General features: G+C 62.0%; 21 protein-coding genes, 5 tRNA genes and 1 rRNA gene. 23 read left to right on the top strand and 4 right to left on the bottom strand.

Features of this window, described 5'->3' with window-relative positions; all coding sequences use genetic code 11:
• Positions 1-9: 9 nt before the first annotated feature.
• The 4 genes from rrf to CQW31_RS18165 all read left to right on the top strand — a co-directional run bounded on the left by rrf (position 10) and on the right by CQW31_RS18165 (position 3,836).
• Positions 10-125 (top strand): 5S ribosomal RNA (rrf, locus tag CQW31_RS18180).
• A gap of 148 nt (positions 126-273) precedes the next feature.
• Positions 274-933: a paraquat-inducible protein A gene (locus CQW31_RS18175; protein ID WP_054886095.1), complete on the top strand. Its 660-nt coding sequence runs from the start codon at positions 274-276 to the stop codon at positions 931-933.
• Positions 920-1,543: a paraquat-inducible protein A gene (locus CQW31_RS18170; RefSeq protein WP_054886096.1), complete on the top strand. Its 624-nt coding sequence runs from the start codon at positions 920-922 to the stop codon at positions 1,541-1,543. Before CQW31_RS18175 ends, CQW31_RS18170 begins: the two co-directional genes overlap by 14 nt.
• On the top strand, positions 1,536-3,836 hold the full coding sequence (locus CQW31_RS18165; protein ID WP_099815077.1) for a PqiB family protein: 2,301 nt from the start codon (positions 1,536-1,538) through the stop codon (positions 3,834-3,836). The genes CQW31_RS18170 and CQW31_RS18165 overlap by 8 nt, the downstream gene beginning before the upstream one ends.
• A 110-nt stretch (positions 3,837-3,946) precedes the next feature.
• Here CQW31_RS18165 and rpsT read toward each other — a convergent pair whose 3' ends face one another.
• Positions 3,947-4,225, bottom strand: coding sequence for a 30S ribosomal protein S20 (rpsT, locus tag CQW31_RS18160; protein WP_003247625.1), 279 nt, complete (start codon positions 4,223-4,225; stop codon positions 3,947-3,949).
• Between the two features lie 250 nt (positions 4,226-4,475).
• Between rpsT and murJ the strand changes: the two genes are divergently transcribed.
• The 6 genes from murJ (at position 4,476) to ispH (ending at position 11,810) form a co-directional block, all read left to right on the top strand.
• Positions 4,476-6,014 (top strand): murein biosynthesis integral membrane protein MurJ, encoded by a 1,539-nt coding sequence (murJ, locus tag CQW31_RS18155; protein ID WP_054886098.1) that lies wholly within the window; start codon positions 4,476-4,478, stop codon positions 6,012-6,014.
• A 117-nt stretch (positions 6,015-6,131) separates the two neighbouring features.
• Complete coding sequence (ribF, locus tag CQW31_RS18150) at positions 6,132-7,082, top strand: bifunctional riboflavin kinase/FAD synthetase (RefSeq protein ID WP_054886099.1); 951 nt, start codon at positions 6,132-6,134, stop codon at positions 7,080-7,082.
• The gene (ileS, locus tag CQW31_RS18145; protein ID WP_099815076.1) at positions 7,079-9,910 is read left to right on the top strand and encodes an isoleucine--tRNA ligase; all 2,832 of its coding nucleotides are present in this window, start codon (positions 7,079-7,081) and stop codon (positions 9,908-9,910) included. Before ribF ends, ileS begins: the two co-directional genes overlap by 4 nt.
• Positions 9,903-10,418 (top strand): signal peptidase II, encoded by a 516-nt coding sequence (gene lspA, locus CQW31_RS18140; protein ID WP_054886101.1) that lies wholly within the window; start codon positions 9,903-9,905, stop codon positions 10,416-10,418. The genes ileS and lspA overlap by 8 nt, the downstream gene beginning before the upstream one ends.
• Positions 10,411-10,848: an FKBP-type peptidyl-prolyl cis-trans isomerase gene (gene fkpB / locus CQW31_RS18135; protein WP_054886102.1), complete on the top strand. Its 438-nt coding sequence runs from the start codon at positions 10,411-10,413 to the stop codon at positions 10,846-10,848. Before lspA ends, fkpB begins: the two co-directional genes overlap by 8 nt.
• Positions 10,849-10,862: 14 nt before the next feature.
• Positions 10,863-11,810: a 4-hydroxy-3-methylbut-2-enyl diphosphate reductase gene (gene ispH, locus CQW31_RS18130; RefSeq protein ID WP_099815075.1), complete on the top strand. Its 948-nt coding sequence runs from the start codon at positions 10,863-10,865 to the stop codon at positions 11,808-11,810.
• A 1-nt stretch (position 11,811) separates the two neighbouring features.
• Here ispH and CQW31_RS18125 read toward each other — a convergent pair whose 3' ends face one another.
• Positions 11,812-12,291 carry a GspH/FimT family protein gene (locus tag CQW31_RS18125; RefSeq protein WP_054886104.1) on the bottom strand — a complete coding sequence of 160 codons (480 nt, stop codon included), beginning with the start codon at positions 12,289-12,291 and terminating at the stop codon, positions 11,812-11,814.
• 109 nt (positions 12,292-12,400) lie between these two features.
• Between CQW31_RS18125 and CQW31_RS18120 the strand changes: the two genes are divergently transcribed.
• Genes CQW31_RS18120 through thiO form a run of 5 tightly spaced genes read left to right on the top strand, consistent with a single transcriptional unit; the run spans position 12,401 to position 15,242 of the window.
• On the top strand, positions 12,401-12,583 hold the full coding sequence (locus CQW31_RS18120; RefSeq protein ID WP_099815074.1) for a prepilin-type N-terminal cleavage/methylation domain-containing protein: 183 nt from the start codon (positions 12,401-12,403) through the stop codon (positions 12,581-12,583).
• Complete coding sequence (locus CQW31_RS18115) at positions 12,580-13,230, top strand: PilW family protein (protein WP_099815073.1); 651 nt, start codon at positions 12,580-12,582, stop codon at positions 13,228-13,230. The genes CQW31_RS18120 and CQW31_RS18115 overlap by 4 nt, the downstream gene beginning before the upstream one ends.
• Positions 13,227-13,700: a hypothetical protein gene (locus CQW31_RS18110; RefSeq protein ID WP_099815072.1), complete on the top strand. Its 474-nt coding sequence runs from the start codon at positions 13,227-13,229 to the stop codon at positions 13,698-13,700. Before CQW31_RS18115 ends, CQW31_RS18110 begins: the two co-directional genes overlap by 4 nt.
• Before the next feature lies 1 nt (position 13,701).
• Positions 13,702-14,091 (top strand): type IV pilin protein, encoded by a 390-nt coding sequence (locus CQW31_RS18105; protein WP_099815071.1) that lies wholly within the window; start codon positions 13,702-13,704, stop codon positions 14,089-14,091.
• A gap of 53 nt (positions 14,092-14,144) precedes the next feature.
• Complete coding sequence (gene thiO, locus CQW31_RS18100; RefSeq protein WP_099815070.1) at positions 14,145-15,242, top strand: glycine oxidase ThiO; 1,098 nt, start codon at positions 14,145-14,147, stop codon at positions 15,240-15,242.
• A gap of 76 nt (positions 15,243-15,318) precedes the next feature.
• On the opposite strand, the gene CQW31_RS18095 is transcribed toward thiO, so the two are convergent.
• Together CQW31_RS18095 and CQW31_RS18090 are read right to left on the bottom strand one after the other, a co-directional pair.
• The gene (locus CQW31_RS18095; protein WP_054886110.1) at positions 15,319-15,549 is read right to left on the bottom strand and encodes a PP0621 family protein; all 231 of its coding nucleotides are present in this window, start codon (positions 15,547-15,549) and stop codon (positions 15,319-15,321) included.
• Positions 15,550-15,642: 93 nt separating this feature from the next.
• Positions 15,643-16,662, bottom strand: coding sequence for an outer membrane protein assembly factor BamD (locus tag CQW31_RS18090; protein WP_054886111.1), 1,020 nt, complete (start codon positions 16,660-16,662; stop codon positions 15,643-15,645).
• A 147-nt stretch (positions 16,663-16,809) separates the two neighbouring features.
• Between CQW31_RS18090 and rluD the strand changes: the two genes are divergently transcribed.
• The 8 genes from rluD (at position 16,810) to CQW31_RS18045 (ending at position 22,234) form a co-directional block, all read left to right on the top strand.
• A complete protein-coding gene (gene rluD / locus CQW31_RS18085) occupies positions 16,810-17,772 on the top strand; it encodes a 23S rRNA pseudouridine(1911/1915/1917) synthase RluD (protein ID WP_027918228.1) in 963 nt (320 codons plus the stop codon).
• Entirely contained in the window at positions 17,769-18,509 is a 741-nt protein-coding gene (pgeF, locus tag CQW31_RS18080; RefSeq protein ID WP_054886112.1) for a peptidoglycan editing factor PgeF, read from the top strand. Before rluD ends, pgeF begins: the two co-directional genes overlap by 4 nt.
• 248 nt (positions 18,510-18,757) lie before the next feature.
• Positions 18,758-21,322, top strand: a complete 2,565-nt coding sequence (clpB, locus tag CQW31_RS18075) for an ATP-dependent chaperone ClpB (protein WP_099815069.1) — start codon at positions 18,758-18,760, stop codon at positions 21,320-21,322.
• Positions 21,323-21,788: 466 nt separating this feature from the next.
• Positions 21,789-21,864, top strand: a tRNA-Asn gene (locus tag CQW31_RS18065).
• A 4-nt stretch (positions 21,865-21,868) separates the two neighbouring features.
• A tRNA-Pro gene (locus CQW31_RS18060) sits at positions 21,869-21,945 on the top strand.
• A 6-nt stretch (positions 21,946-21,951) separates the two neighbouring features.
• Positions 21,952-22,027: transfer RNA gene (locus CQW31_RS18055), tRNA-Lys, on the top strand.
• A gap of 49 nt (positions 22,028-22,076) precedes the next feature.
• Positions 22,077-22,153 (top strand) — tRNA-Pro (locus CQW31_RS18050).
• A 5-nt stretch (positions 22,154-22,158) separates the two neighbouring features.
• Positions 22,159-22,234, top strand: a tRNA-Lys gene (locus CQW31_RS18045).
• The last annotated feature ends 125 nt before the right edge of the window (positions 22,235-22,359 follow it).

Raw genomic sequence — 22,359 nt, 5'->3', positions numbered from 1 at the left:
ACAGAATTTCTTGACGACCATAGAGCATTGGAACCACCTGATCCCATCCCGAACTCAGTAGTGAAACGATGCATCGCCGATGGTAGTGTGGGGTTTCCCCATGTGAGAGTAGGTCATCGTCAAGATTCATTTCGCAAAACCCCTATCTGCGCATGCAGGTAGGGGTTTTGTCTTTCTGGATCATTTCCGGGCGCGCGCCAGGCATTAGTCGTCTCCCACATTTCGAGCTAGGAACACTAGAATAGAGCCGACGTACCTACTCAGAATCTCGAGATGCCCGATCCCGTCCAAACCCAAGCCCTAGAGCAGTTGCCATTGGATCAACTGGTCGCCTGTCACGAGTGCGACCTGCTGATGCGCAAGCCGGTGCTGCAGCATGGCGAAAAAGCCCAATGCCCGCGTTGTGGCTACGAGCTGTACGCCCATAGGCACAATGTGGTCAACCGCAGCCTGGCCTTGGTGTTGACGGCCTTGCTGTTGTTCATACCGGCCAACTTTCTGCCAATCATGCAGTTGCACCTGCTCGGCCAGACTTCGGACGATACCGTCTGGAGTGGTGTGCTGGGCCTTTACAACTCAGAGATGCGCGGCGTTGCCGTGGTGGTGTTCCTTTGTAGCATGGCTATTCCGCTGCTCAAGCTGCTGTGCCAGCTGGCCGTGTTGTTGAGCATTCGCCTGAATGTGGGGCGTGATTACGGGCTGGTGTTCTACCGCTTTTATCACCACCTGCGTGACTGGGGCATGCTTGAGGTCTATTTCATGGGCGTGCTGGTGGCAATCGTCAAACTCGTGGATCTGGCCGAACTGACCATTGGCCTTGGTCTGTTCTGCTTCATCAGTCTGTTGCTGGTCCAGGTCTGGCTCGAAGTGGTGATGTCGCCACACCAGATCTGGAGTGCGTTGTCAGGGGAGGACCTCCATGCGGGCGATTGATGCAGGCATCCTGGTCTGCAATGAATGTCATGAGCTTAACCGTCGGGATGCCGAGAGCGATTCGCAAACCTGTACACGCTGCGGTGCTGTCGTGCACGCGCGGCGCCCCAACAGCATCATCCGTACCTGGGCCCTGCTGATCACTGCCTCGATTCTGTATATCCCGGCCAACTTGTTGCCGATCATGACGGTCAGCACCTTGGGGCAGGGTAGCGGCGACACCATCATGTCTGGCGTCATCACCTTGCTCAAGCACGGCATGTTGCCAATCGCCGCCGTCGTCTTCATTGCCAGCATTCTGGTGCCTACCTTCAAGCTGGTGGGCATCGGTCTGTTGTTGTATTCGGTCCAGCGCCGCCAGCCGCTGTCGGCAAGGCAACGGATCCTCATGTACCGCTTCATCGAATTCATAGGGCGCTGGTCAATGCTGGACATCTTCGTCATTGCCATTCTGGTGGCAGTGGTGAATTTCGGTCGTATCGCCAGTGTCGAAGCCAACCTGGGCGCTGTCGCCTTCGCAACTGTGGTGATCCTCACGATGCTTGCTGCTTTAACTTTCGATCCCCGACTGATCTGGGATAACACGGAGTCGGATGACGACCATGAGTGACATGCCAATGGCTAAAACCCGCCCTGCCTCGAACTGGTCGGCCATCTGGATCCTGCCGCTGATCGCGCTGATGATTGGTGGCTGGCTGGCCTGGCAGGCCTACCGCGATGCTGGCGTTGAGATCGAGGTGCGTTTCGAGACTGGCGAAGGCATCGTCGCCAACAAGACCGAGGTGATCTACAAGGGCATGTCCGTCGGTAAGGTCACGAAACTTGTGCTGGATGCGAAGGGCGAGAACCAGGGGGTAATCGCCACCATCGAAATGAACAAGGCTGCCGAGCCGCACCTGACCAAGGGCACGCGGTTCTGGCTGGTCAAGCCAAGTGTCAGCCTGGCCGGTATCTCGGGCCTGGAAACGCTGGTATCCGGCAACTACATCGCTGTCAGCCCGGGGGAAGGCGAACGGACCAAGCGCTTTACCGCACTGAAGGTCGCGCCACCGCTGTCCGACAGCGAGCCAGGCCTGCACCTGACCCTCAAGGCCGAGCGCCTGGGTTCGCTCAATCGGGACAGCCCGGTGTTCTACAAGCAGATCCAGGTTGGCCGGGTGAAAAGCTACCGCCTGTCTGACGACCAGAGCACGGTCGAGGTCAAGGTCTTCATCGAGCCGGCCTATGCCAGCCTGGTGCGCAAGCACACGCGTTTCTGGAATGCCAGCGGCATCAGTATCGACGCTGATCTGTCGGGCGTGAAAGTGCGCAGTGAGTCGCTGTCGAGCATCGTTGCCGGCGGCATCGCCTTCGCCACGCCGGAATACCGCAAGGACAGCCCGCCGACTGACCCGAGCCTGCCATTCCGCTTGTATGAAGACTTCGACGCGGCCCAGGCGGGTATCCGCGTCAAGGTGAAGCTGAGCGACTATGAAGGCCTCCAGGCCGGACGTACGCCGGTCATGTACAAGGGTATCCAGGTCGGTTCGTTGAAAACCCTGAAGATGGAAGGCAACCTGTCCAGCGCCACTGCCGAGCTGACGCTCGACCCGCTGACTGAGGACTATCTGGTCGAAGGTACGCAGTTCTGGGTGGTCAAGCCGTCCATTTCCCTGGCTGGCATCACCGGCCTGGAAGCGTTGGTCAAAGGTAACTACATCGCCATCCGCCCCGGCGAGAAGGGCGCCAAGCCGCAGCGCGAATTCGAGGCCAGGGCCAAGGCGCCGCCGCTGGACCTGAAGGCCCCAGGCCTGCACCTGGTGCTGTTCGCCGATACCCTGGGTTCGCTCGAGATCGGCAGCCCGGTGATGTATCGCCAAGTCAAGGTGGGCAGCGTGCAGAGCTACCAGTTTGCCCGCAACAGCAACCGTATCCTGATTGGTGTGCACATCGAGAAGGAGTATGAAAACCTGGTCAACGGCTCCTCGCGCTTCTGGAACGTCAGCGGTATCACCCTGACGGGCGGGCTGTCTGGCATCAAGATCAAGAGTGAGTCGTTGCAGACGCTCATGGCAGGTGGTATCGCCTTTGATACGCCAACCCCCAATGTTGCGCTTAAGCGCCGTATTCCGCGCTTCCGTCTGCTGGAGAGCCAGGAGGCGGTAAACCGCACCGGCACCCTGGTGACTATTCGCGTAGATCGGGCCGATGGCCTCAAGCCAGGTACGCCAATTCGCTTCCGTGGCCTGGATGTCGGCAGTGTCGAAAGCGTGGACCTGACCAAGGACTTGCAAGCTGTTGTACTGCGGGCGCGCATCACTGAAGCGGCGGATCGCATTGCCCGGGCAGGCACGCAGTTCTGGGTGGTCAAGCCGGAACTTGGGCTGGTGCGTACCGAGAACCTCGATACCTTGATTGGCGGCCAGTACATCGAAGTGCAGCCAGCGGTGAAGGACAAGGGGCCGCAGCGTGATTTCATGGCGCTGGCCGAGGCGCCTGAAGTTGCAGGGGAGGAAGTCGGCCTGCCGTTGACCTTGAGCGCGCCGCGCCGTGGTTCGATCAAGCCGGGCGTGCCGGTCACCTATCGCGAGGTGGCGGTGGGCAAGGTCACTGGTTTCGAGCTGGGCCAGACTGCGGACCGTGTGTTGATCCACATTCTGATCGAGCCGCGCTACGCCGCCCTGGTGCGCAGTGGTAGCCGGTTCTGGAACAGCAGTGGCTTCGGTTTCGACTGGGGCTTGTTCAAGGGCGCCACGGTGCGTACCGAGTCGCTGCAGACACTCATCGATGGCGGCATTGCCTTTGCCACGCCCGAGGGCGAGCAGATGGGTAACCCGGCCCGGCCGCAGCAGACCTTCGCCTTGTTCGACCAGCCAGAGGACGCCTGGCTGCAGTGGGCGCCGAAGATCCAGATCGCGAAGTAAGCTAGCGCCAGGGGAGCGGGCAAGCCCGCTCCCGCAATGGCTGGACATGGCCTGAATCGCACGCATAAAAAAACCGGCCCTGGGGCCGGTTTTTTCGACTAGAACGTCGCTTAGGCAGCTGCAGCTTCTTTCAGTGCCTTGATGTGGCCATTCAGACGGCCTTTGTGGCGAGCAGCTTTGTTCTTGTGGATGATGCCTTTATCGGCCATACGGTCGATTACAGGCACAGCCAGAACGTAAGCGGCTTGCGCTTTTTCGGCGTCTTTTGCGTCGATGGCTTTAACTACATTCTTGATGTAGGTGCGGACCATGGAACGCAGGCTGGCGTTGTGGCTGCGACGCTTCTCAGCCTGTTTTGCACGTTTCTTGGCGGAAGGTGTGTTGGCCACCGTCGAGCTCCTCGAAAGACTTTAGGTAAATAGCAAACAAAATAGGCCGCGAATCATGCCGATGAGTCGACCGGATGTCAAGGCCACCTGCAGGGTTCCGCCGAGTGGTGCAGCAACAGGCGGGAAATGTTCCTTTCTGCCGTGCTACCTGTAAACTCGGGAATTTTTGGCTCCCCTGCGAAGGCGCGGGAGTATCGCACATTCGGACGCTGTCTGGCAGCGCCCTCTGTCCCTGGCGTGAATCTTTTCGATGAATCTGCTCAAATCCCTCGCTGCAGTCAGCTCCATCACCATGATTTCGCGGGTGCTGGGCTTCGTGCGCGACACCATCCTGGCCCGTGTCTTCGGTGCCGGTATCGCCACCGACGCCTTCTTCATCGCCTTCAAGCTGCCTAACCTGCTAAGGCGGATTTTTGCCGAAGGGGCATTCTCCCAGGCGTTCGTGCCGATTCTGGCCGAATACAAGACCCAACAGGGCGAGGAGGCGACGCGGACCTTCATCGCCTACGTCAGCGGCCTGCTGACCCTGGTGCTGGCGCTGGTCACGGCGGTCGGCATCCTCGCTGCACCCTGGGTGGTCTGGGCTACGGCCCCGGGTTTCGTCGACAGCCCCGAGAAGTACGCGCTGACCACGGACCTGTTGCGGGTGACGTTCCCTTATATATTGCTGATCTCGCTGTCGTCGCTGGCCGGTGCGATCCTCAACACCTGGAACCGCTTTTCCGTTCCGGCGTTCACCCCGACCTTGCTGAACGTGGCGATGATCATCTTTGCCGTGTTGCTCACGCCTTACTTCAACCCGCCGATCATGGCCCTGGCCTGGGGCGTGCTGGCCGGAGGCCTGGCACAGTTGCTGTACCAGCTGCCGGCGCTGAAGAAGATCGGCATGCTCGTGCTGCCGCGCCTCAACCTGCGCGATGCTGGCGTGTGGCGCGTGCTCAAGCAGATGCTGCCGGCGATCCTCGGGGTCTCGGTGAGCCAGATCTCGCTGATCATCAACACGATCTTCGCTTCCTTCCTGGTGGCCGGCTCGGTGTCATGGATGTATTACGCCGACCGCCTCATGGAACTGCCTTCGGGCGTGCTGGGCGTGGCCTTGGGCACCATCCTGCTGCCGACCCTGGCCAAGACCTACGCCAACAAGGACCGCGAGGAGTATTCGCGGATCATGGACTGGGGCCTGCGCCTGTGCTTTCTTCTGGTGCTGCCGTGCACCCTGGCCCTGGCGATCCTGGCCGAACCGCTGACCGTGGCGCTGTTCCAGTATGGCAAGTTCACCGCCACCGACGCGGCCATGACCCAGCGCGCGCTGATCGCCTATTCGGTCGGCCTGTTGGCGATCATTCTGGTCAAGGTACTGGCACCGGGCTTCTATGCGCAGCAGAATATTCGTACGCCGGTGAAGATCGCCATCTTCACCCTGGTCTGCACCCAGCTGTTCAACCTGGCACTCATCGGCCCGCTGCAGCACGCCGGCCTGGCCCTGGCGATCAGCCTGGGCGCCTGCCTGAATGCGGGCCTGCTGTTCTGGAAGCTGCGCAGCCAGCAGTTGTTCCAGCCGCAACCGGGCTGGGCGCTGTTCCTGTTCAAGCTGGTGCTGGCAGTCACCCTCATGGCAGCGGTGTTGCTGCTGGGCATGCATTACCTGCCGGCCTGGGAACAGGGCAACATGCTCGAGCGGTTCCTGCGCCTGGGCGCGCTGATCGCGGCGGGTGTGCTGACCTATTTCGGTTGCCTGTACCTGTGTGGTTTCCGGCCTCGGCATTTTGCCCGCAAGGCCCTGCATTGAGGTAGATGGCGGGTCAGACGTCGGTTTTTCACATTCAACGCCACCCCTTGGCGCTGCTGCCTGTCACCAGCGCCCGGGTGTGGTTATAATCGGCCATTTATGAGCAAGAAGCGCGTTATGCAGCTGGTTCGAGGTCTTCACAACCTGCGCCCCGAGCACCGGGGCTGTGTCGCCACCATTGGCAACTTCGACGGGGTTCACCGCGGCCACCAGGCGATCCTGGCGCGCCTGCGCGAGCGCGGCCAGGCGCTGGGCCTGCCGACTTGCGTGGTGATCTTCGAGCCGCAGCCGCGCGAGTACTTTGCCCCGGACACCGCACCCGCCCGCCTGGCGCGCCTGCGCGACAAGGTCGAGCTGCTGGCCGACGAAGGCATCGACCGGGTGCTGTGCCTGGCGTTCAACCAGCGTCTGAGCCAGCTCAGCGCCGATGCGTTCGTCAAGGCAATCCTGGTCGACGGCCTGGGTGTGCGCCACCTCGAAGTAGGCGACGACTTCCGTTTCGGCTGTGATCGTGCCGGTGATTTCGCCTTCCTGGTCGCTGCCGGCAAGCAGTACGGGTTTACCGTCGAAGCGGCCAACACAGTGATTCAGGACGGCCTCCGGGTCAGCAGCACCGAAGTGCGCAAGGCGCTTTCTGCGGGCAACTTCGAGCTGGCCGAGCACCTGCTGGGCCGACCATACCGTATCAGCGGCCGTGTGCTGCATGGCCAGAAGCTGGCTCGCCAGCTGGGCACGCCAACCGCCAACATCCAGCTCAAACGCCGCCGCGTGCCGCTGTCCGGGGTCTACCTGGCCAGTATCGAAATCGACGGCAAGGCCTGGCCAGGTGTAGGCAACATTGGCGTGCGCCCCACGGTGGCTGGTGACGGCCGCCCGCACCTCGAGATTCATCTACTGGATTATGCCGGCGATCTCTATGGCCGGCGCCTGACGGTGGAATTCCACCACAAGCTGCGCGAAGAGCAGCGATTCGCCTCCCTGGAGGCGCTGAAGTCGGCGATCGATGCGGATATCGCCGCCGCACGTGCACATTGGCACGCTCAACCGCTAACGAAGAGCCTGAAATGACCGACTACAAAGCCACGCTAAACCTTCCGGACACCGCCTTCCCCATGAAGGCCGGCCTGCCTCAGCGCGAACCGCAGATCCTGCAGCGCTGGGACAGCATTGGCCTGTACCAGAAGCTGCGCGAAATTGGCAAGGATCGTCCAAAGTTCGTCCTGCACGACGGCCCGCCCTATGCCAACGGCAAGATTCACATCGGTCATGCGCTGAACAAGATCCTCAAGGACATGATTGTCCGCTCCAAGACCCTGTCCGGCTTCGATGCGCCGTATGTGCCGGGTTGGGACTGCCATGGCCTGCCGATCGAACACAAGGTCGAGGTCACCCACGGCAAGCACCTGACTGCCGACCGTACCCGCGAGCTGTGCCGCGAGTACGCCGCCGAGCAGATCGAAGGGCAAAAGGCCGAGTTCATCCGCCTGGGCGTGCTGGGTGACTGGGACAACCCGTACAAGACCATGAACTTCGTCAACGAGGCCGGTGAAATCCGCGCCCTGGCTGAAATGGTCAAGCAAGGCTTCGTGTTCAAGGGCCTCAAGCCTGTGAACTGGTGCTTCGACTGCGGTTCGGCCCTGGCTGAAGCCGAAGTCGAATACGCCGACAAGAAGTCCCAGACCATCGACGTGGCCTTCCCGGTCGCCGACGAGGCCAAGCTGGCTGCCGCCTTCGGCCTGGCGTCGCTGGCCAAGCCAGCCGCCATCGTGATCTGGACCACCACCCCCTGGACCATCCCGGCCAACCAGGCGCTGAACATCCACCCGGAGTTCAAGTACGCCCTGGTCGACACCGGCGAGCGCCTGCTGGTGCTGGCCGAAGAGCTGGTCGAGTCGTGCCTCAAGCGCTACAACCTGGAAGGCTCGGTGATCGCCACCGCGCAGGGCTCGGCACTGGAACTGATCAACTTCCGCCACCCGTTCTATGACCGCCTGTCGCCAGTCTACCTGGCTGACTACGTCGAGCTGGGTGCCGGCACCGGCGTGGTTCACTCCTCGCCAGCCTACGGTGAAGACGACTTCGTCACTTGCAAGCGCTACGGCATGGTCAACGACGACATCCTCACTCCGGTGCAGAGCAATGGCGTGTACGTCGAATCGCTGCCGTTCTTTGGCGGCCAGTTCATCTGGAAGGCCAACCCGGCTATCGTCGACAAGCTGAGCGAAGTCGGTGCGCTGATGCACACCGAAACCATCAGCCACAGCTACATGCACTGCTGGCGCCACAAGACTCCGCTGATCTACCGCGCCACTGCGCAGTGGTTCGTCGGCATGGACAAGCAGCCGACCACTGGCGAGCCACTGCGCGAGCGTGCACTGAAAGCCATCGAAGACACCAGGTTCGTCCCGGCCTGGGGCCAGGCGCGCCTGCACTCGATGATCGCCAACCGCCCGGACTGGTGCATTTCGCGTCAGCGCAACTGGGGCGTACCGATCCCGTTCTTCCTGCACAAGCAGACCGGCGAGCTGCACCCACGCACCGTCGAGCTGATGGAAGCGGTAGCCAAGCGCGTCGAGCAAGAGGGCATCGAAGCCTGGTTCAAGCTCGATGCCGCCGAACTGCTGGGTGACGAAGCCGGCCAGTACGACAAGATCTCCGATACCCTGGACGTCTGGTTCGACTCCGGTACCACCCACTGGCACGTGCTGCGTGGTTCCCATGACATCGGCCACGCCACCGGCCCGCGCGCCGATCTGTACCTGGAAGGTTCCGACCAGCATCGCGGCTGGTTCCACTCGTCGTTGCTGACCGGTTGCGCCATCGACGGCCACGCGCCGTATCGCGAGCTGCTGACCCACGGTTTCACCGTGGACGAAAGCGGCCGCAAGATGTCCAAGTCGCTGGGCAACACCATCGAACCGGAGAAGGTCAACAACACCCTGGGTGCTGACATCCTGCGCCTGTGGGTTTCGGCGACCGACTACTCGGGCGAGATGGCGGTTTCCGAGCAGATCCTTCAGCGCAGCGCCGATGCCTACCGCCGTATCCGCAACACCGCGCGCTTCTTGCTCTCCAACCTGTCTGGCTTCGACCCGGCCCGTGACCTGCTGAAGCCGGAAGAAATGATCGCCCTGGACCGCTGGGCGGTGGACCGCACCCTGCTGCTGCAGCGCGAGCTGGAAGAGCACTACGGCGAATACCGCTTCTGGAACGTCTATTCGAAGATCCACAACTTCTGCGTACAGGAGCTGGGCGGCTTCTACCTCGACATCATCAAGGACCGCCAATACACCACCGGCGCCAACAGTGTCGCCCGCCGTTCCTGCCAGACCGCGCTGTTCCACATCAGCGAGGCACTGGTGCGCTGGATCGCGCCGATCCTGGCGTTCACCGCCGATGAAATCTGGCAGTACCTGCCGGGCGAGCGCAACGAGTCGGTGATGCTCAATGGCTGGTACCAGGGCCTGAGCGAGCTGCCGGAAGGCACCGAGCTGGACCGCGCTTACTGGGACCGTGTGATGGCTGTCAAGGCCGCGGTCAACAAGGAGCTGGAAAACCAGCGTACCGCCAAGGTCATCGGCGGCAACCTGCAGGCCGAAGTCACCCTGTTCGCCGAGGAAGGCCTGAGCGCCGACCTGAGCAAGCTGGGCGACGAACTGCGCTTCGTGCTGATCACTTCCGCCGCCAGCGTAGTGCCGTTCGCCCAGGCGCCGGCCGAAGCCGTGGCCACCGAAGTCGAAGGCCTCAAGCTGCAGGTGGTCAAGTCCGGTCACGTCAAGTGCGGCCGTTGCTGGCACTTCCGCGCCGACGTCGGCAGCCACCCGGAACACCCGGAAATCTGTGGCCGTTGCGTCGACAACCTGACCGGCTCGGGTGAGGTGCGCCACTATGCCTAACCCTGCAGCAGGGCGCTTCGGGCGCCTTGCATGGCTGTGGCTGAGCTTGCTGGTCCTGGTCCTCGACCAGGCCACAAAGCTGTACTTCAACAACGCCCTGACCATGTACCAGCAGATCGTCGTCATCCCGGACTACTTCAGCTGGACCCTGGCCTACAACACCGGTGCCGCCTTCAGCTTCCTCGCCGATGGCGCTGGCTGGCAGCGCTGGCTGTTCGCCCTGATCGCCGTGGTGGTCAGTGCGGTGCTGGTGGTATGGCTCAAGCGCCTGGGGCGCGGCGAGACCTGGCTGGCGGTGGCGCTGGCATTGGTGCTGGGCGGTGCGATCGGCAACCTGTACGACCGCATCGTGCTCGGCCATGTGGTCGACTTCATCCTGGTGCACTGGCAGAACCGCCATTACTTCCCGGCCTTCAACCTGGCCGACAGCGCCATCACCGTTGGTGCGGTGATGCTGGCGCTGGATATGTTCAAGAGCAAGAAGTCCGAGGATCCGGTCCATGACTGACACCCGTATCGGCCAGAACACCGAAGTCACCCTGCACTTCGCGCTGCACCTGGAAAACGGCGACACCGTCGACAGCACGTTCGATAAGGCGCCGGCCACCTTCAAGGTCGGCGACGGCAACCTGCTGCCGGGCTTCGAGAGCGCCCTGTTCGGCTTCAAGGCCGGCGACAAGCGCACGGTGGTGGTGGCCCCGGAGAACGCCTTCGGCCAGCCCAACCCGCAGAACGTGCAAGTCATGCAGCGGTCCCAGTTCGAGGGCATGGAGTTGTCCGAAGGGCTGCTGATCATCTTCAACGATGCCGCCAACACCGAGCTGCCGGGTGTGGTCAAAGCGTTCGATGACAATCAGGTGACCATCGACTTCAATCACCCACTGGCCGGCAAGACCTTGACCTTCGAGGTGGAGATCCTCGAGGTCAAGGCCCTGTAAGCCTGGAGCCGAGCATGCAAATCAAACTCGCCAACCCGCGCGGCTTCTGCGCGGGGGTCGACCGGGCGATCGAAATCGTCAACCGTGCGCTGGAAGTCTTCGGCCCGCCGATCTATGTGCGTCACGAAGTGGTGCATAACAAGTTCGTGGTAGAAGACCTGCGCAATCGTGGGGCCATCTTCGTTGAAGAGCTGGACCAGGTGCCGGACGACGTCATCGTCATCTTCAGCGCCCACGGCGTGTCCCAGGCCGTCCGCCAGGAAGCCGCCGGCCGTGGCCTGAAGGTGTTCGACGCGACCTGCCCGCTGGTCACCAAGGTGCACATCGAAGTGGCCAAGTACAGCCGCGATGGTCGTGAGTGCATTCTCATCGGCCACGAGGGGCACCCGGAAGTCGAAGGCACCATGGGGCAATACGATGCCAGCAACGGCGGCGCCATCTACCTCGTCGAAGACGAAGACGATGTTGCCCAGCTGCAGGTGAGAGACCCGGACCACCTGGCCTTCGTTACCCAGACCACGCTGTCGATGGACGACACCAGCCGCGTCATCGATGCCCTGCGAGCACGCTTCCTGAACATCGGCGGCCCGCGCAAGGACGACATCTGCTACGCCACGCAAAACCGCCAGGATGCCGTCAAGCAGCTGGCCAGCGAAAGTGATGTGCTGCTGGTGGTTGGCAGCCCCAACAGCTCCAACTCCAACCGCCTGCGCGAGCTGGCCGAGCGTATGGGCACCCCGGCATACCTGATTGATGGCGCTGAGGACATGCAGCGTGCCTGGTTTGAAAAGGCGCAACGGGTGGGCATCACTGCCGGTGCTTCGGCCCCCGAAGTGTTGGTGCAGGGCGTGATCGAACAGCTCAAGGCCTGGGGCGCTACCGGCGCCGAAGAGCTGGATGGGCGGCCGGAGAACATCACGTTCTCCATGCCCAAGGAGCTGCGTGTTCGCTCGCTGATCTGAGTCAGCGGCCTGCGCACAAGGGGTTTGCTACCTCGACTGTGCGCAGGTCGACTCTGCCTTCGCTGGATATCACTACCTGGTACTTGTTGCTCGCCGGGGAACTCTCACACACTTCCAGCGTGGCGCCCAATTGCCCCACTGGCATTCCCAGCGCACTGAATTTCACCTGTCCCTTGGTGTTTTCGATGATCCGCATCGAACGTGGCAGCCGGTGTTCGCGTAGCGTTTGTTGATTGTGCTCCAACTGCACAATCCAGCCTTTGCCCCAATCATTTTCCAACGATCGCACAATCACAGGCTGGCTTTGCAGCAAGGCGTGGCTGCGCGCGCTGCGCAGCGCCTGGGCCAGGTCTCGCGCTGCCGCAGCTCTGTGTAGGTCATTGCTCAGCCTGGCGTAGGCCGGCATGCCGAGTTGCGTCAGCAAGGCGGCCATGGCCAGTGCAAACATTGTTTGAATCAGTGTTACACCACGTTGCCTCACCGTGCATTCCTCCCTGGAAGTGCTTGGCTATAGCTTCACGGTCGTTGGACATGAGGTCCAGTCGAGCAAGTTCAAGGCAATTGCAGGAGAAGTCGCAGGAGGTGAGGGGATGCACAACAAACAGTGGGGAATGACGCTGATCGAGGTGTTGCTCGCGGTTCTTGTGGTGGCCGTTGGCATGTTCGCCGCGGCAGGTTTGCAACTGAAAGCATTGCAGGCTACGGACAGTGCTCGCCGTGATGCGCAGGCGATGCTGGCGCAGTACAGCGAACAAGAGCGAAGCCCCCGATGAGGTGCCGGCAAAGCGGTTTCGGTTTGCTCGAAGTGATGCTGGCCCTGGCGATCGGGCTGATGGTGGTCGTGGCGGCCGGTCAGCTGTTGGTTTCCGCCCACCAGAGCTGGCGCCTGCAGGGGGCAGCGCTGCGCTTGCAGGATGATGCCCGCCTGGCGTTGCTGCGCATGGCTCAGGATATCCGCATGGCCGGAATGTTCGGCTGCTTGCGGCTAGAACCGGCCGATTTTCAGGACCCGGCTGCGCGGCAAGTCTTCAACCAACCCGTGGAAGTCGGCCCAGCCAGCCTTGGCTTGGTCGTCGCGGAACCCTCAGGGCATGCCGGCTTGCCGGACTGGACGATACTCACTGACTGTATCGAGAAGGTGAGCGTACACAGCAAGCGCCCCGAGAACCCATTGAAGCTCATGGCGATCCCGGTCAGTCACCATCGCTACCTGCTGGATGGCAGCACCTTGAAGCTAAAACGTCACAACAGAAATCCACAGCCCATGGTCGATCATGTGCGTGAGTGGCGGATAGAGCGAGTCGAGTCTTCGGAAGGGCAACGTATAGACATGCAACTGACGTTGTATGAGCCGACCTTGATGCTCGAGCAGCGCCATGAACTGAGCGTGGCGCTGCGCAACCCGGTGCCCATGCCATGAACCGCCAACGTGGCATGGTGCTGCTGCTGGCGCTGGTGCTCAGCCTTTTTCTGGGCTTGCTCGCGGCTTCAGCCCTGCGCGATGCGCTGGTCGAAACGCGCCTGACCGGTGCCATGCGCGACGGCCTGCTGGCATTCGCGCAGGCGCAAGCCATGTTGCAGGCCGGCGTTGAACAACTGCAGCAGGCGCAACCATTGTCATGCAAGGGCTGCCCGCCACCACCCCGTCCCCATGACCTGCACGGTCAGTGGCAGCGTGGCAAAGACGGCTATTTCCAGTTGCAGAACCTGGGGACAACAACCCGCGCCGCCCACATGCCAAACGGCGAACGGGTCACCTTGTACCGAGTAACAGCCGTCAGCCAGCAATTGGCAGCCCGTCAGGTGCTGGAAGCCGTCTACGCCATACCGATCGCTCAACCACAGGCCCCGCAGCGGATCCTCTGGCGGCAGAGACTGAGGCAAGACTGACATGCAGCAAGGTATGAGCCTGATCGAGTTGTTGATTGTCCTGGCCGTGACCGGCATTCTGGCAGCCATTGCCTACCCCAGTTACAGCGACCAGCTCAGGCGAGCCGCACGCAGCGAAGTGGTTGGCCTGCTGCATGACGCCGCCTTGCGCCTGGAGGGCCACCGCGTGCGCACCGGGCAGTACGCCGAGGGTGACCCGCAATTGCCCGCTGGCAACCGTCATTACCGCCTGCAGGCCCAGCGCGACAGCGACACCTTCACGCTGACCGCCCGCCGGCTGCCCGATGGCCCGATGGCCGATGATCGCTGTGGCGACTTCCAGCTCGACCAGGCCGGCGTGCAGAGCAATCCGGGTGCAGCGGTTAGCGGTGAACGCTGCTGGGGAAGCTGAAGGTTGAATGGTGCCCAGGCATCGCGGAATTACTTCAGGTGTTGGATCTACAGATGAGCAAGCAAGTAGTGGTGGTCGGCGGCGGGGTGATCGGCCTGCTGACCGCGTTCAACCTGGCGGCGAAGGTAGGCCAGGTGGTGTTGTGTGATCAGGGTGAGGTGGGCCGCGAGTCGTCCTGGGCCGGCGGCGGTATCGTCTCGCCGTTGTACCCCTGGCGCTACAGCCCGGCGGTGACCGCCCTGGCGCATTGGTCGCAGGATTTCTATCCACAGTTGGGCGAACGCCTGTTCGCCAGCACCGGGCTCGACCCCGAGGTGCACACCACCGGGCTGTACTGGCTCGACCTGGACGACGAAGCCGAGGCGCTGGCATGGGCCGAGCGCGAACGGCGGCCACTTAGTGCTGTGGATATTTCCGCTGCCTATGATGCGGTGCCGGTGCTTGGCCCGGGCTTCAAGCACGCCATCTTCATGGCCGGTGTGGCCAACGTGCGCAATCCTCGTTTGGTGAAGTCGCTCAAGGCGGCATTACTGGCACTGCCTAACGTGACCCTGCGCGAGCACTGTCAGGTCAGCGGCTTCGTTCATGAGAACGGACGCGTGACTGGCGTACAGACCGCTGACGGTGTGCTCAGGGCAGATGAAGTGGTGCTTAGCGCAGGCGCCTGGAGCGGTGATCTTTTGGGCACGTTGGGGCTCCAGCTGCCGGTCGAGCCGGTGAAGGGCCAGATGATCCTGTTCAAGTGCGCCGAAGACTTCCTGCCGAGCATGGTGCTGGCCAAAGGGCGCTATGCGATCCCGCGTCGTGATGGGCACATCCTGGTGGGCAGTACGCTGGAACATGCCGGATACGACAAGACACCGACCGAGGACGCGCTGGCCAGCCTCAAGGCTTCAGCTATCGAGTTGCTGCCAGCGCTCAAGGATGCCACGGTGGTGGGGCATTGGGCTGGACTACGGCCGGGGTCGCCGGAAGGCATTCCCTACATCGGCCCGGTGCCGGGGCATGACGGTCTGTGGCTGAACTGCGGGCATTACCGCAACGGGTTGGTGCTGGCGCCGGCTTCGTGTCAGTTGTTCACCGACCTGTTGACCGGGGCCGAGCCGATCATCGATCCGGCGCCGTATGCGCCAGAGGGGCGTTTGGGCTGAGATTGCCGGGCCCGCTTTGCGGGCCTTGTGCCGCGATAGGGCTGCAAAGCAGCCCCAATTTCACCAAGCTAACAGATCACCGCGATTGACCAGGCCCCTGCTGCAAGTGCGCCTGGCTGCAATACCAGTCATTCCCCTGCTGCAGCGCCCGATCGTCGGGCAGGTGCACGCCGCAGTGGGCGCAGCGCACCATCTTCAATGGTGCATCGAGCTTGGGCTCGGAGTGCGACTGCTGGCTGACTTTGAACTTGCGCCACAGCCAGAACGCGGCGGCGATCAGGGCGATCCAGAAGAGTAGGCGAACCATGGTGTCCAGCTTGTTGGTTGGAGAAGCCGACAGTCTAGGACGCGGGCATAAAAAAAGGGAGGCCTCGAGCCTCCCTTTCTCATGTCACGTGGATCAGTCGAACAGACCAAAGGTCATGTAGCTGAACCACGAGCGGTCTTTTTCAGCTTCCTTCGGACCTGCTGGCACGATCGGGTCGCCGTTCTCGTCCTTTGGCAGCAGTTCTTGCGGCATCTCGTCGCGCGCGTCCTGGAACTGCTTGACCACGTCCTGGTTGGCGCGGGTTTCACCCGGCGGCAGCGGGGTGTCGGTCTCGATCAGGCCCAGGGTGGCCTTGGACAGCCAGCCGCGGCCGTCAGACTCGGTCTGCTTGGGCTGGAACTGGCCATCGACCAGGCTCGGATGGTCGGGGTAGTTGAGCTTGAGGGTTTCCAGGCTGGTGGCAGCCAGGTCGTCCAGGTGCATCTTCTGGTACGACTCGACCATGATCGCCAGGCCGTCGCCGACCGATGGCGTTTCCTGGAAGTTCTCGACCACGTAGCGGCCACGGTTGGCGGCGGCCACGTAAGCCTGGCGGCCCAGGTAGTAGTCGGCCACGTGGATTTCGTAGGAAGCCAGCAGGTTGCGCAGGTAGATCATGCGCTGCTTGGCGTCCGGCGAGTAGCGGCTGTTGGGGAAGCGGCTGGTCAACTGGGCGAACTCGTTGTACGAGTCGCGGGCGGCACCCGGGTCACGCTTGGTCATGTCCAGAGGCAGGAAGCGCGCCAGCAGGCCGCGGTCCTGGTCGAACGAGGTCAGGCCCTTGAGGTAGTAGGCGTAGTCGACGTTCGGGTGCTGCGGGTGCAGGCGGATGAAGCGCTCGGCGGCCGATTTGGCAGCCTCAGGCTCGGAGTTCTTGTAGTTGGCGTAGATCAGCTCGAGCTGCGCCTGGTCGGCGTAGCGGCCGAACGGATAGCGCGACTCCAACGCCTTGAGCTTGTTCACGGCGCTGGTATAGCTGGAGTTGTCCAGGTCAGCCTGAGCCTGTTGATAGAGCTCGGCCTCACTGAGGTTCTCGTCAATGACTTCCTTATTGGAGGAACAGGCCGCGGTGAGCCCGAGGATGGCGATCAGCAGCAGGTGTTTCACTTGCATGGCGGCTTGCGTCCCTTTGACGGCCGCTGTCTTGGGCGGTGCCGTCCTGTTATGATGAGCGCCCCGGCCAACCCCGGGACAAAAGAAGCCGTATTTAACCACAAGCTCGCAGCCGAAACCAAAGGCTGTGCGCCCGCCGAATCGAGCATGTCCGAGATCATTCAACTTAGCGCAGAGGTCCCGTCCGAACTGGGCGGCCAACGCCTCGACCAGGTCGCCGCCCAATTGTTCGCCGAGTATTCGCGTTCGCGGCTTACTTCGTGGATCAAAGAAGGCCGCCTGACGGTCGATGGCGCCGTCGTGCGCCCTCGGGACCCGGTCCACGGTGGTTCGCAACTTATCCTGGAGGCCGAGCAAGAGGCCCAGGGTGAGTGGATCGCAGAAGATATCGAACTCGATATCGTCTACGAAGACGACCATATCATGGTGATCAACAAGCCTGCCGGGCTGGTCGTGCACCCGGCTGCCGGGCATGCCAGTGGTACCTTGCTCAACGCGCTGCTGCACCATGTGCCGGACATCGTCAACGTGCCGCGCGCCGGTATCGTTCACCGCCTGGATAAAGACACCACGGGTCTGATGGTGGTAGCCAAGACTTTGCAGGCGCAGACCAAGCTGGTCGAACAGATGCAAGCGCGTAAAGTCAGCCGCATCTACGAGTGCATCGTGATTGGTGTAGTGACCGCTGGCGGCAAGATCGATGCGCCCATCGGTCGCCACGGCGGCATGCGCCAGCGCATGGCGGTAACCGACGGCGGCAAGCCGGCGGTCAGCCACTATCGTGTGCTCAAGCGCTTCCGCTCGCACACCCACGTGCGCGTGAAGCTGGAAACCGGCCGTACCCACCAGATTCGCGTGCACATGGCCCATGTCGGTTTTCCGCTGGTCGGTGACCAGACCTACGGCGGGCGCTTCCGCATTCCGCCAGCTGCCAGCCCAACCATGGTCGAGGCGGTGAAGACCTTCCCGCGTCAGGCCCTGCATGCGCGTTTCCTCGCGCTGGCCCACCCGATTACCGGTGAAATCATGAAGTGGGAGTCGCCGCTGCCAGACGACTTCGTCTGGTTGCTGTCGCTGCTCAACCAGGACCGCGAGAGCTTTATCGGATGAGCGGCCTGACGCAGTCGCTGTTGTTTCCCGACTGGCCAGCCCCGGCCTCGGTTCGTGCCTGCGTCACTACCCGCGAGGGCGGCATCAGCCTGCCGCCCTACGAATCCTTCAATCTCGGCGATCACGTGGGCGATGACCCGGTCGCGGTTGCCGAGAACCGTCGTCGCCTGAGTGACACTTTCGCTATCCAGCCAGCGTGGCTCAAGCAGGTGCATGGCCAAGGGGTGGCGGATGCCGATCCGGCCGTGGTGGCCGAAGCGGATGCCAGCTGGACTGACCAGCCAGGTATCGCCTGCACCGTGATGACGGCCGATTGCCTGCCGGCGCTGTTCTGTGATCGCGCCGGTACTCGCGTGGCGGCAGCCCATGCTGGCTGGCGCGGGTTGGCGGGCGGCGTGCTTGAGGCGACCCTCGATCGCCTGGCCGTGGCACCTGAAGAGGTGCTGGTGTGGCTTGGGCCGGCCATCGGCCCCAAGGCTTTCGAAGTGGGGCTGGAGGTGCGTGATGCATTTACCGCCGTGCATCCAGAAGCGGCCAGAGCCTTCGTCGATGGCGAACGGCCGGGCAAGTTGCTGGCCGACATCTATGAGCTGGCGCGCATTCGCCTGGCGGCGCGTGGGGTGACGGCTGTTTATGGCGGTGGCTACTGCACGGTCAGTGATGGGCGCTTCTTCTCCTACCGACGTACCCCGCAGGGCGGGCGCTTCGCCTCGCTGGTCTGGCTGGCTCCGCGCTAGCCTGTACTGGCCTCTTTGCGGGCAAGCCCGTTCCCACAGGGAACTCACCGGCCTTGAAAGCGGTGCTTTACTGGTGGGTGGGCGTGCCCGCGAATGCCCCAGCGCTAATCCATCAGTTTGACGCCGGTCAACCCCGCTAAGCTTGAATCCTCCAGAATCACCCTTATCTATTAAGGCATCTCAGGCAGGTTTCTTCATAAACAGGCGCTGTCCATCGCTCCGACCTGCCCTTTAAAGGAAGGTACCCCATGCGAATAGACCGTTTGACCAGCAAGCTCCAGCTTGCAATATCCGATGCCCAGTCCCTGGCCGTTGGCATGGACCACCCTGCCATCGAGCCCGTGCACCTGTTGCAGGCGCTGCTCGAGCAGCAGGGGGGCTCGATCAAGCCGCTGCTGATGCAGGTCGGCTTCGACATCAACCACCTGCGCCAGGCATTGGTGAAAGAACTCGACCAGTTGCCGAAAATCCAGAATCCTACTGGCGATGTGAACATGTCGCAGGACCTGGCGCGCCTGCTCAACCAGGCTGATCGCCTGGCCCAGCAGAAGGGCGACCAGTTCATTTCCAGCGAACTGGTACTGCTCGCCGCCATGGACGAGAACAGCAAGCTCGGCAAGCTGCTGCTCAGCCAAGGCGTGAGCAAGAAGGCTCTGGAAAACGCCATCAACAACCTTCGCGGCGGTGCGGCGGTGAATGACGCCAACGCCGAGGAGTCACGCCAGGCGCTGGACAAGTACACCGTCGACCTGACCAAGCGCGCCGAAGAAGGCAAGCTTGACCCGGTAATTGGCCGTGACGATGAAATCCGCCGCACCGTGCAGGTGCTGCAGCGGCGAACCAAGAACAACCCGGTGCTGATCGGTGAGCCTGGCGTGGGCAAGACCGCCATCGCCGAAGGCCTGGCCCAGCGCATCATCAATGGTGAAGTGCCCGATGGCCTGAAAGGCAAGCGCCTGCTGGCGCTGGACATGGGCGCGCTGATCGCCGGTGCCAAATACCGTGGTGAGTTCGAAGAGCGCCTCAAAGGCCTGCTCAACGAGCTGTCCAAGCAGGAAGGCCAGATCATCCTGTTCATCGACGAACTGCACACCATGGTCGGCGCCGGTAAAGGCGAGGGCGCCATGGACGCTGGCAACATGCTCAAGCCGGCCCTGGCCCGTGGCGAACTGCACTGCGTTGGCGCCACCACGCTCAACGAATATCGCCAGTTCATCGAGAAGGACGCGGCGCTGGAGCGGCGTTTCCAGAAGGTGCTGGTGGAAGAGCCGAGCGAGGAAGATACCATCGCCATCCTGCGTGGCCTGAAAGAGCGTTATGAAGTGCACCACAAGGTGGCCATCACCGATGGCGCGATCATCGCTGCGGCCAAGCTCAGCCACCGCTACATCACCGACCGCCAGCTGCCAGACAAGGCAATCGACCTGATCGACGAAGCGGCCAGCCGCATCCGTATGGAAATCGACTCCAAGCCGGAAGTGCTCGACCGCCTCGACCGTCGCCTGATCCAGCTGAAGGTGGAGTCCCAGGCGCTGAAGAAGGAAGAAGACGAGGCGGCCAAGAAGCGCCTTGAGAAGCTGACCGAGGAAATCGAGCGGCTGGAGCGGGAGTATTCCGACCTGGAGGAGATCTGGGCGTCGGAGAAAGCCGAGGTTCAGGGCTCGGCGCAGATCCAGCAAAAGATCGAGCAGGCCCGTCAGGAACTGGAAACCGCCCGTCGTAAAGGCGACCTGAGCCGCATGGCCGAGCTGCAATACGGGGTGATCCCCGACCTGGAGCGCAGCCTGCAGATGGTCGACCAGCACGGCAAGACCGAGAACCAGTTGCTGCGCAACAAGGTCACCGAGGAAGAAATTGCCGAAGTGGTGTCCAAGTGGACCGGCATCCCGGTGGCGAAGATGCTCGAAGGCGAGCGCGAGAAGCTGCTGAAGATGGAAGAGCTGCTGCACCAGCGGGTGATCGGCCAGGGCGAGGCGGTGACCGCGGTTGCCAACGCCGTGCGCCGTTCCCGTGCCGGGCTGTCCGACCCGAACCGACCCAGTGGGTCGTTCATGTTCCTCGGCCCGACCGGTGTGGGCAAGACCGAACTGTGCAAGGCGCTGGCCGAGTTCCTGTTCGACACCGAAGAGGCCATGGTGCGCATCGACATGTCCGAGTTCATGGAGAAACACTCCGTGGCTCGCCTGATCGGCGCTCCGCCAGGCTATGTCGGTTATGAAGAGGGCGGTTACCTGACTGAGGCCGTGCGCCGCAAGCCGTATTCGGTGGTGCTGCTGGATGAGGTGGAAAAGGCGCACCCGGATGTGTTCAACGTGTTGCTGCAAGTGCTGGAAGACGGCCGCCTGACTGACAGCCATGGCCGCACGGTGGACTTCCGCAACACGGTGATCGTGATGACCTCCAACCTGGGCTCGGCACAGATTCAGGAGTTGGTGGGGGACCGTGAGGCGCAGCGTGCGGCGGTGATGGACGCGGTGGGTTCGCACTTCCGTCCGGAGTTCATCAACCGGATCGACGAAGTGGTGGTGTTCGAGCCACTGGGCCGCGAGCAGATCGCCGGTATCACCGAGATCCAGCTTGGCCGCCTGCGCAGCCGACTGCTCGAACGCGAGCTGTCGCTGAGCCTGAGCCCGGAGGCCCTGGACAAGCTGATCGCCGTGGGTTACGACCCAGTGTATGGCGCACGGCCGCTGAAGCGGGCAATCCAGCGCTGGATCGAAAACCCGTTGGCGCAGTTGATCCTGGCTGGCAAGTTCCTCCCGGGTACGGCGATTACCGCGAAGGTGGAAGGCGACGAAATCGTCTTTGCCTGATTGCTGTCTTGCACAAGCCCCGCTTCGGCGGGGCTTTTTTTGCCCATTTACCTGTGCCGGCCTCTTCGCGGGCTTGCCTGCACACACAGGTATTGCACAGGTCTCAGGGCTTGTGGTGACCCTGTGGAAGCGGGCGAGCCCGCGAAGGGGCCGACTCAGGCCCAGCAAATCCGGGGGTTTTCCAGTTTTCGGGGTAACCTGCTGAAATTTTTGAAATTTCTGCTTGCATCAAGAATCGAGTGCCCCTAATATACGCCGCGTTGTCAGGCACTAAGCGAATCACCAGCAACATCGGTGACCGCAAAACAACTTACAAATCAGTAAGTTGAATGAAAAAAAGTGGTTGACAAGCAAAACGAAGAATGTAGAATAGCCGACCTCAGCAGCGACAACGCGAAAGCGAAGTAGCTAAAGGGTTCGAAGCTAACACAGACTTCGAAGCTGTAAAGATGTACCGAAGTTCAGTTCCGCGATAGCTCAGTCGGTAGAGCAAATGACTGTTAATCATTGGGTCCCTGGTTCGAGTCCAGGTCGCGGAGCCAATCTCGGGGTGTAGCGCAGTCCGGTAGCGCGCCTGCTTTGGGAGCAGGATGTCAGGAGTTCGAATCCCCTCACCCCGACCATTTTCCGGGTCGTTAGCTCAGTTGGTAGAGCAGTTGGCTTTTAACCAATTGGTCGTAGGTTCGAATCCTACACGACCCACCATGTAAAAATGGGCATCTCGATTGAGGTGCCCTTTTTTTTAGCAAGACCTCGGGGTGTAGCGCAGTCCGGTAGCGCGCCTGCTTTGGGAGCAGGATGTCAGGAGTTCGAATCCCCTCACCCCGACCATTTTTGGGTCGTTAGCTCAGTTGGTAGAGCAGTTGGCTTTTAACCAATTGGTCGTAGGTTCGAATCCTACACGACCCACCATGCAAAAAGGGCATCTCGAATGAGATGCCCTTTTTCTTTGCCTCGAATTTATCCTGCCAGATCCTTGGGCCTGCTTCGCAGGCCTTTCGCGACACAAGGCCGCTCCTACAAGGGAACGCGGTTTT

This window comes from Pseudomonas sp. 382 (genome assembly GCF_002759075.1).
Classification (GTDB): Bacteria; Pseudomonadota; Gammaproteobacteria; order Pseudomonadales; family Pseudomonadaceae; genus Aquipseudomonas; species Aquipseudomonas vlassakiae.
The sequence above is the reverse complement of the archived record's forward strand: the minus strand, read 5'-3'. Positions and strand labels throughout refer to the sequence as shown.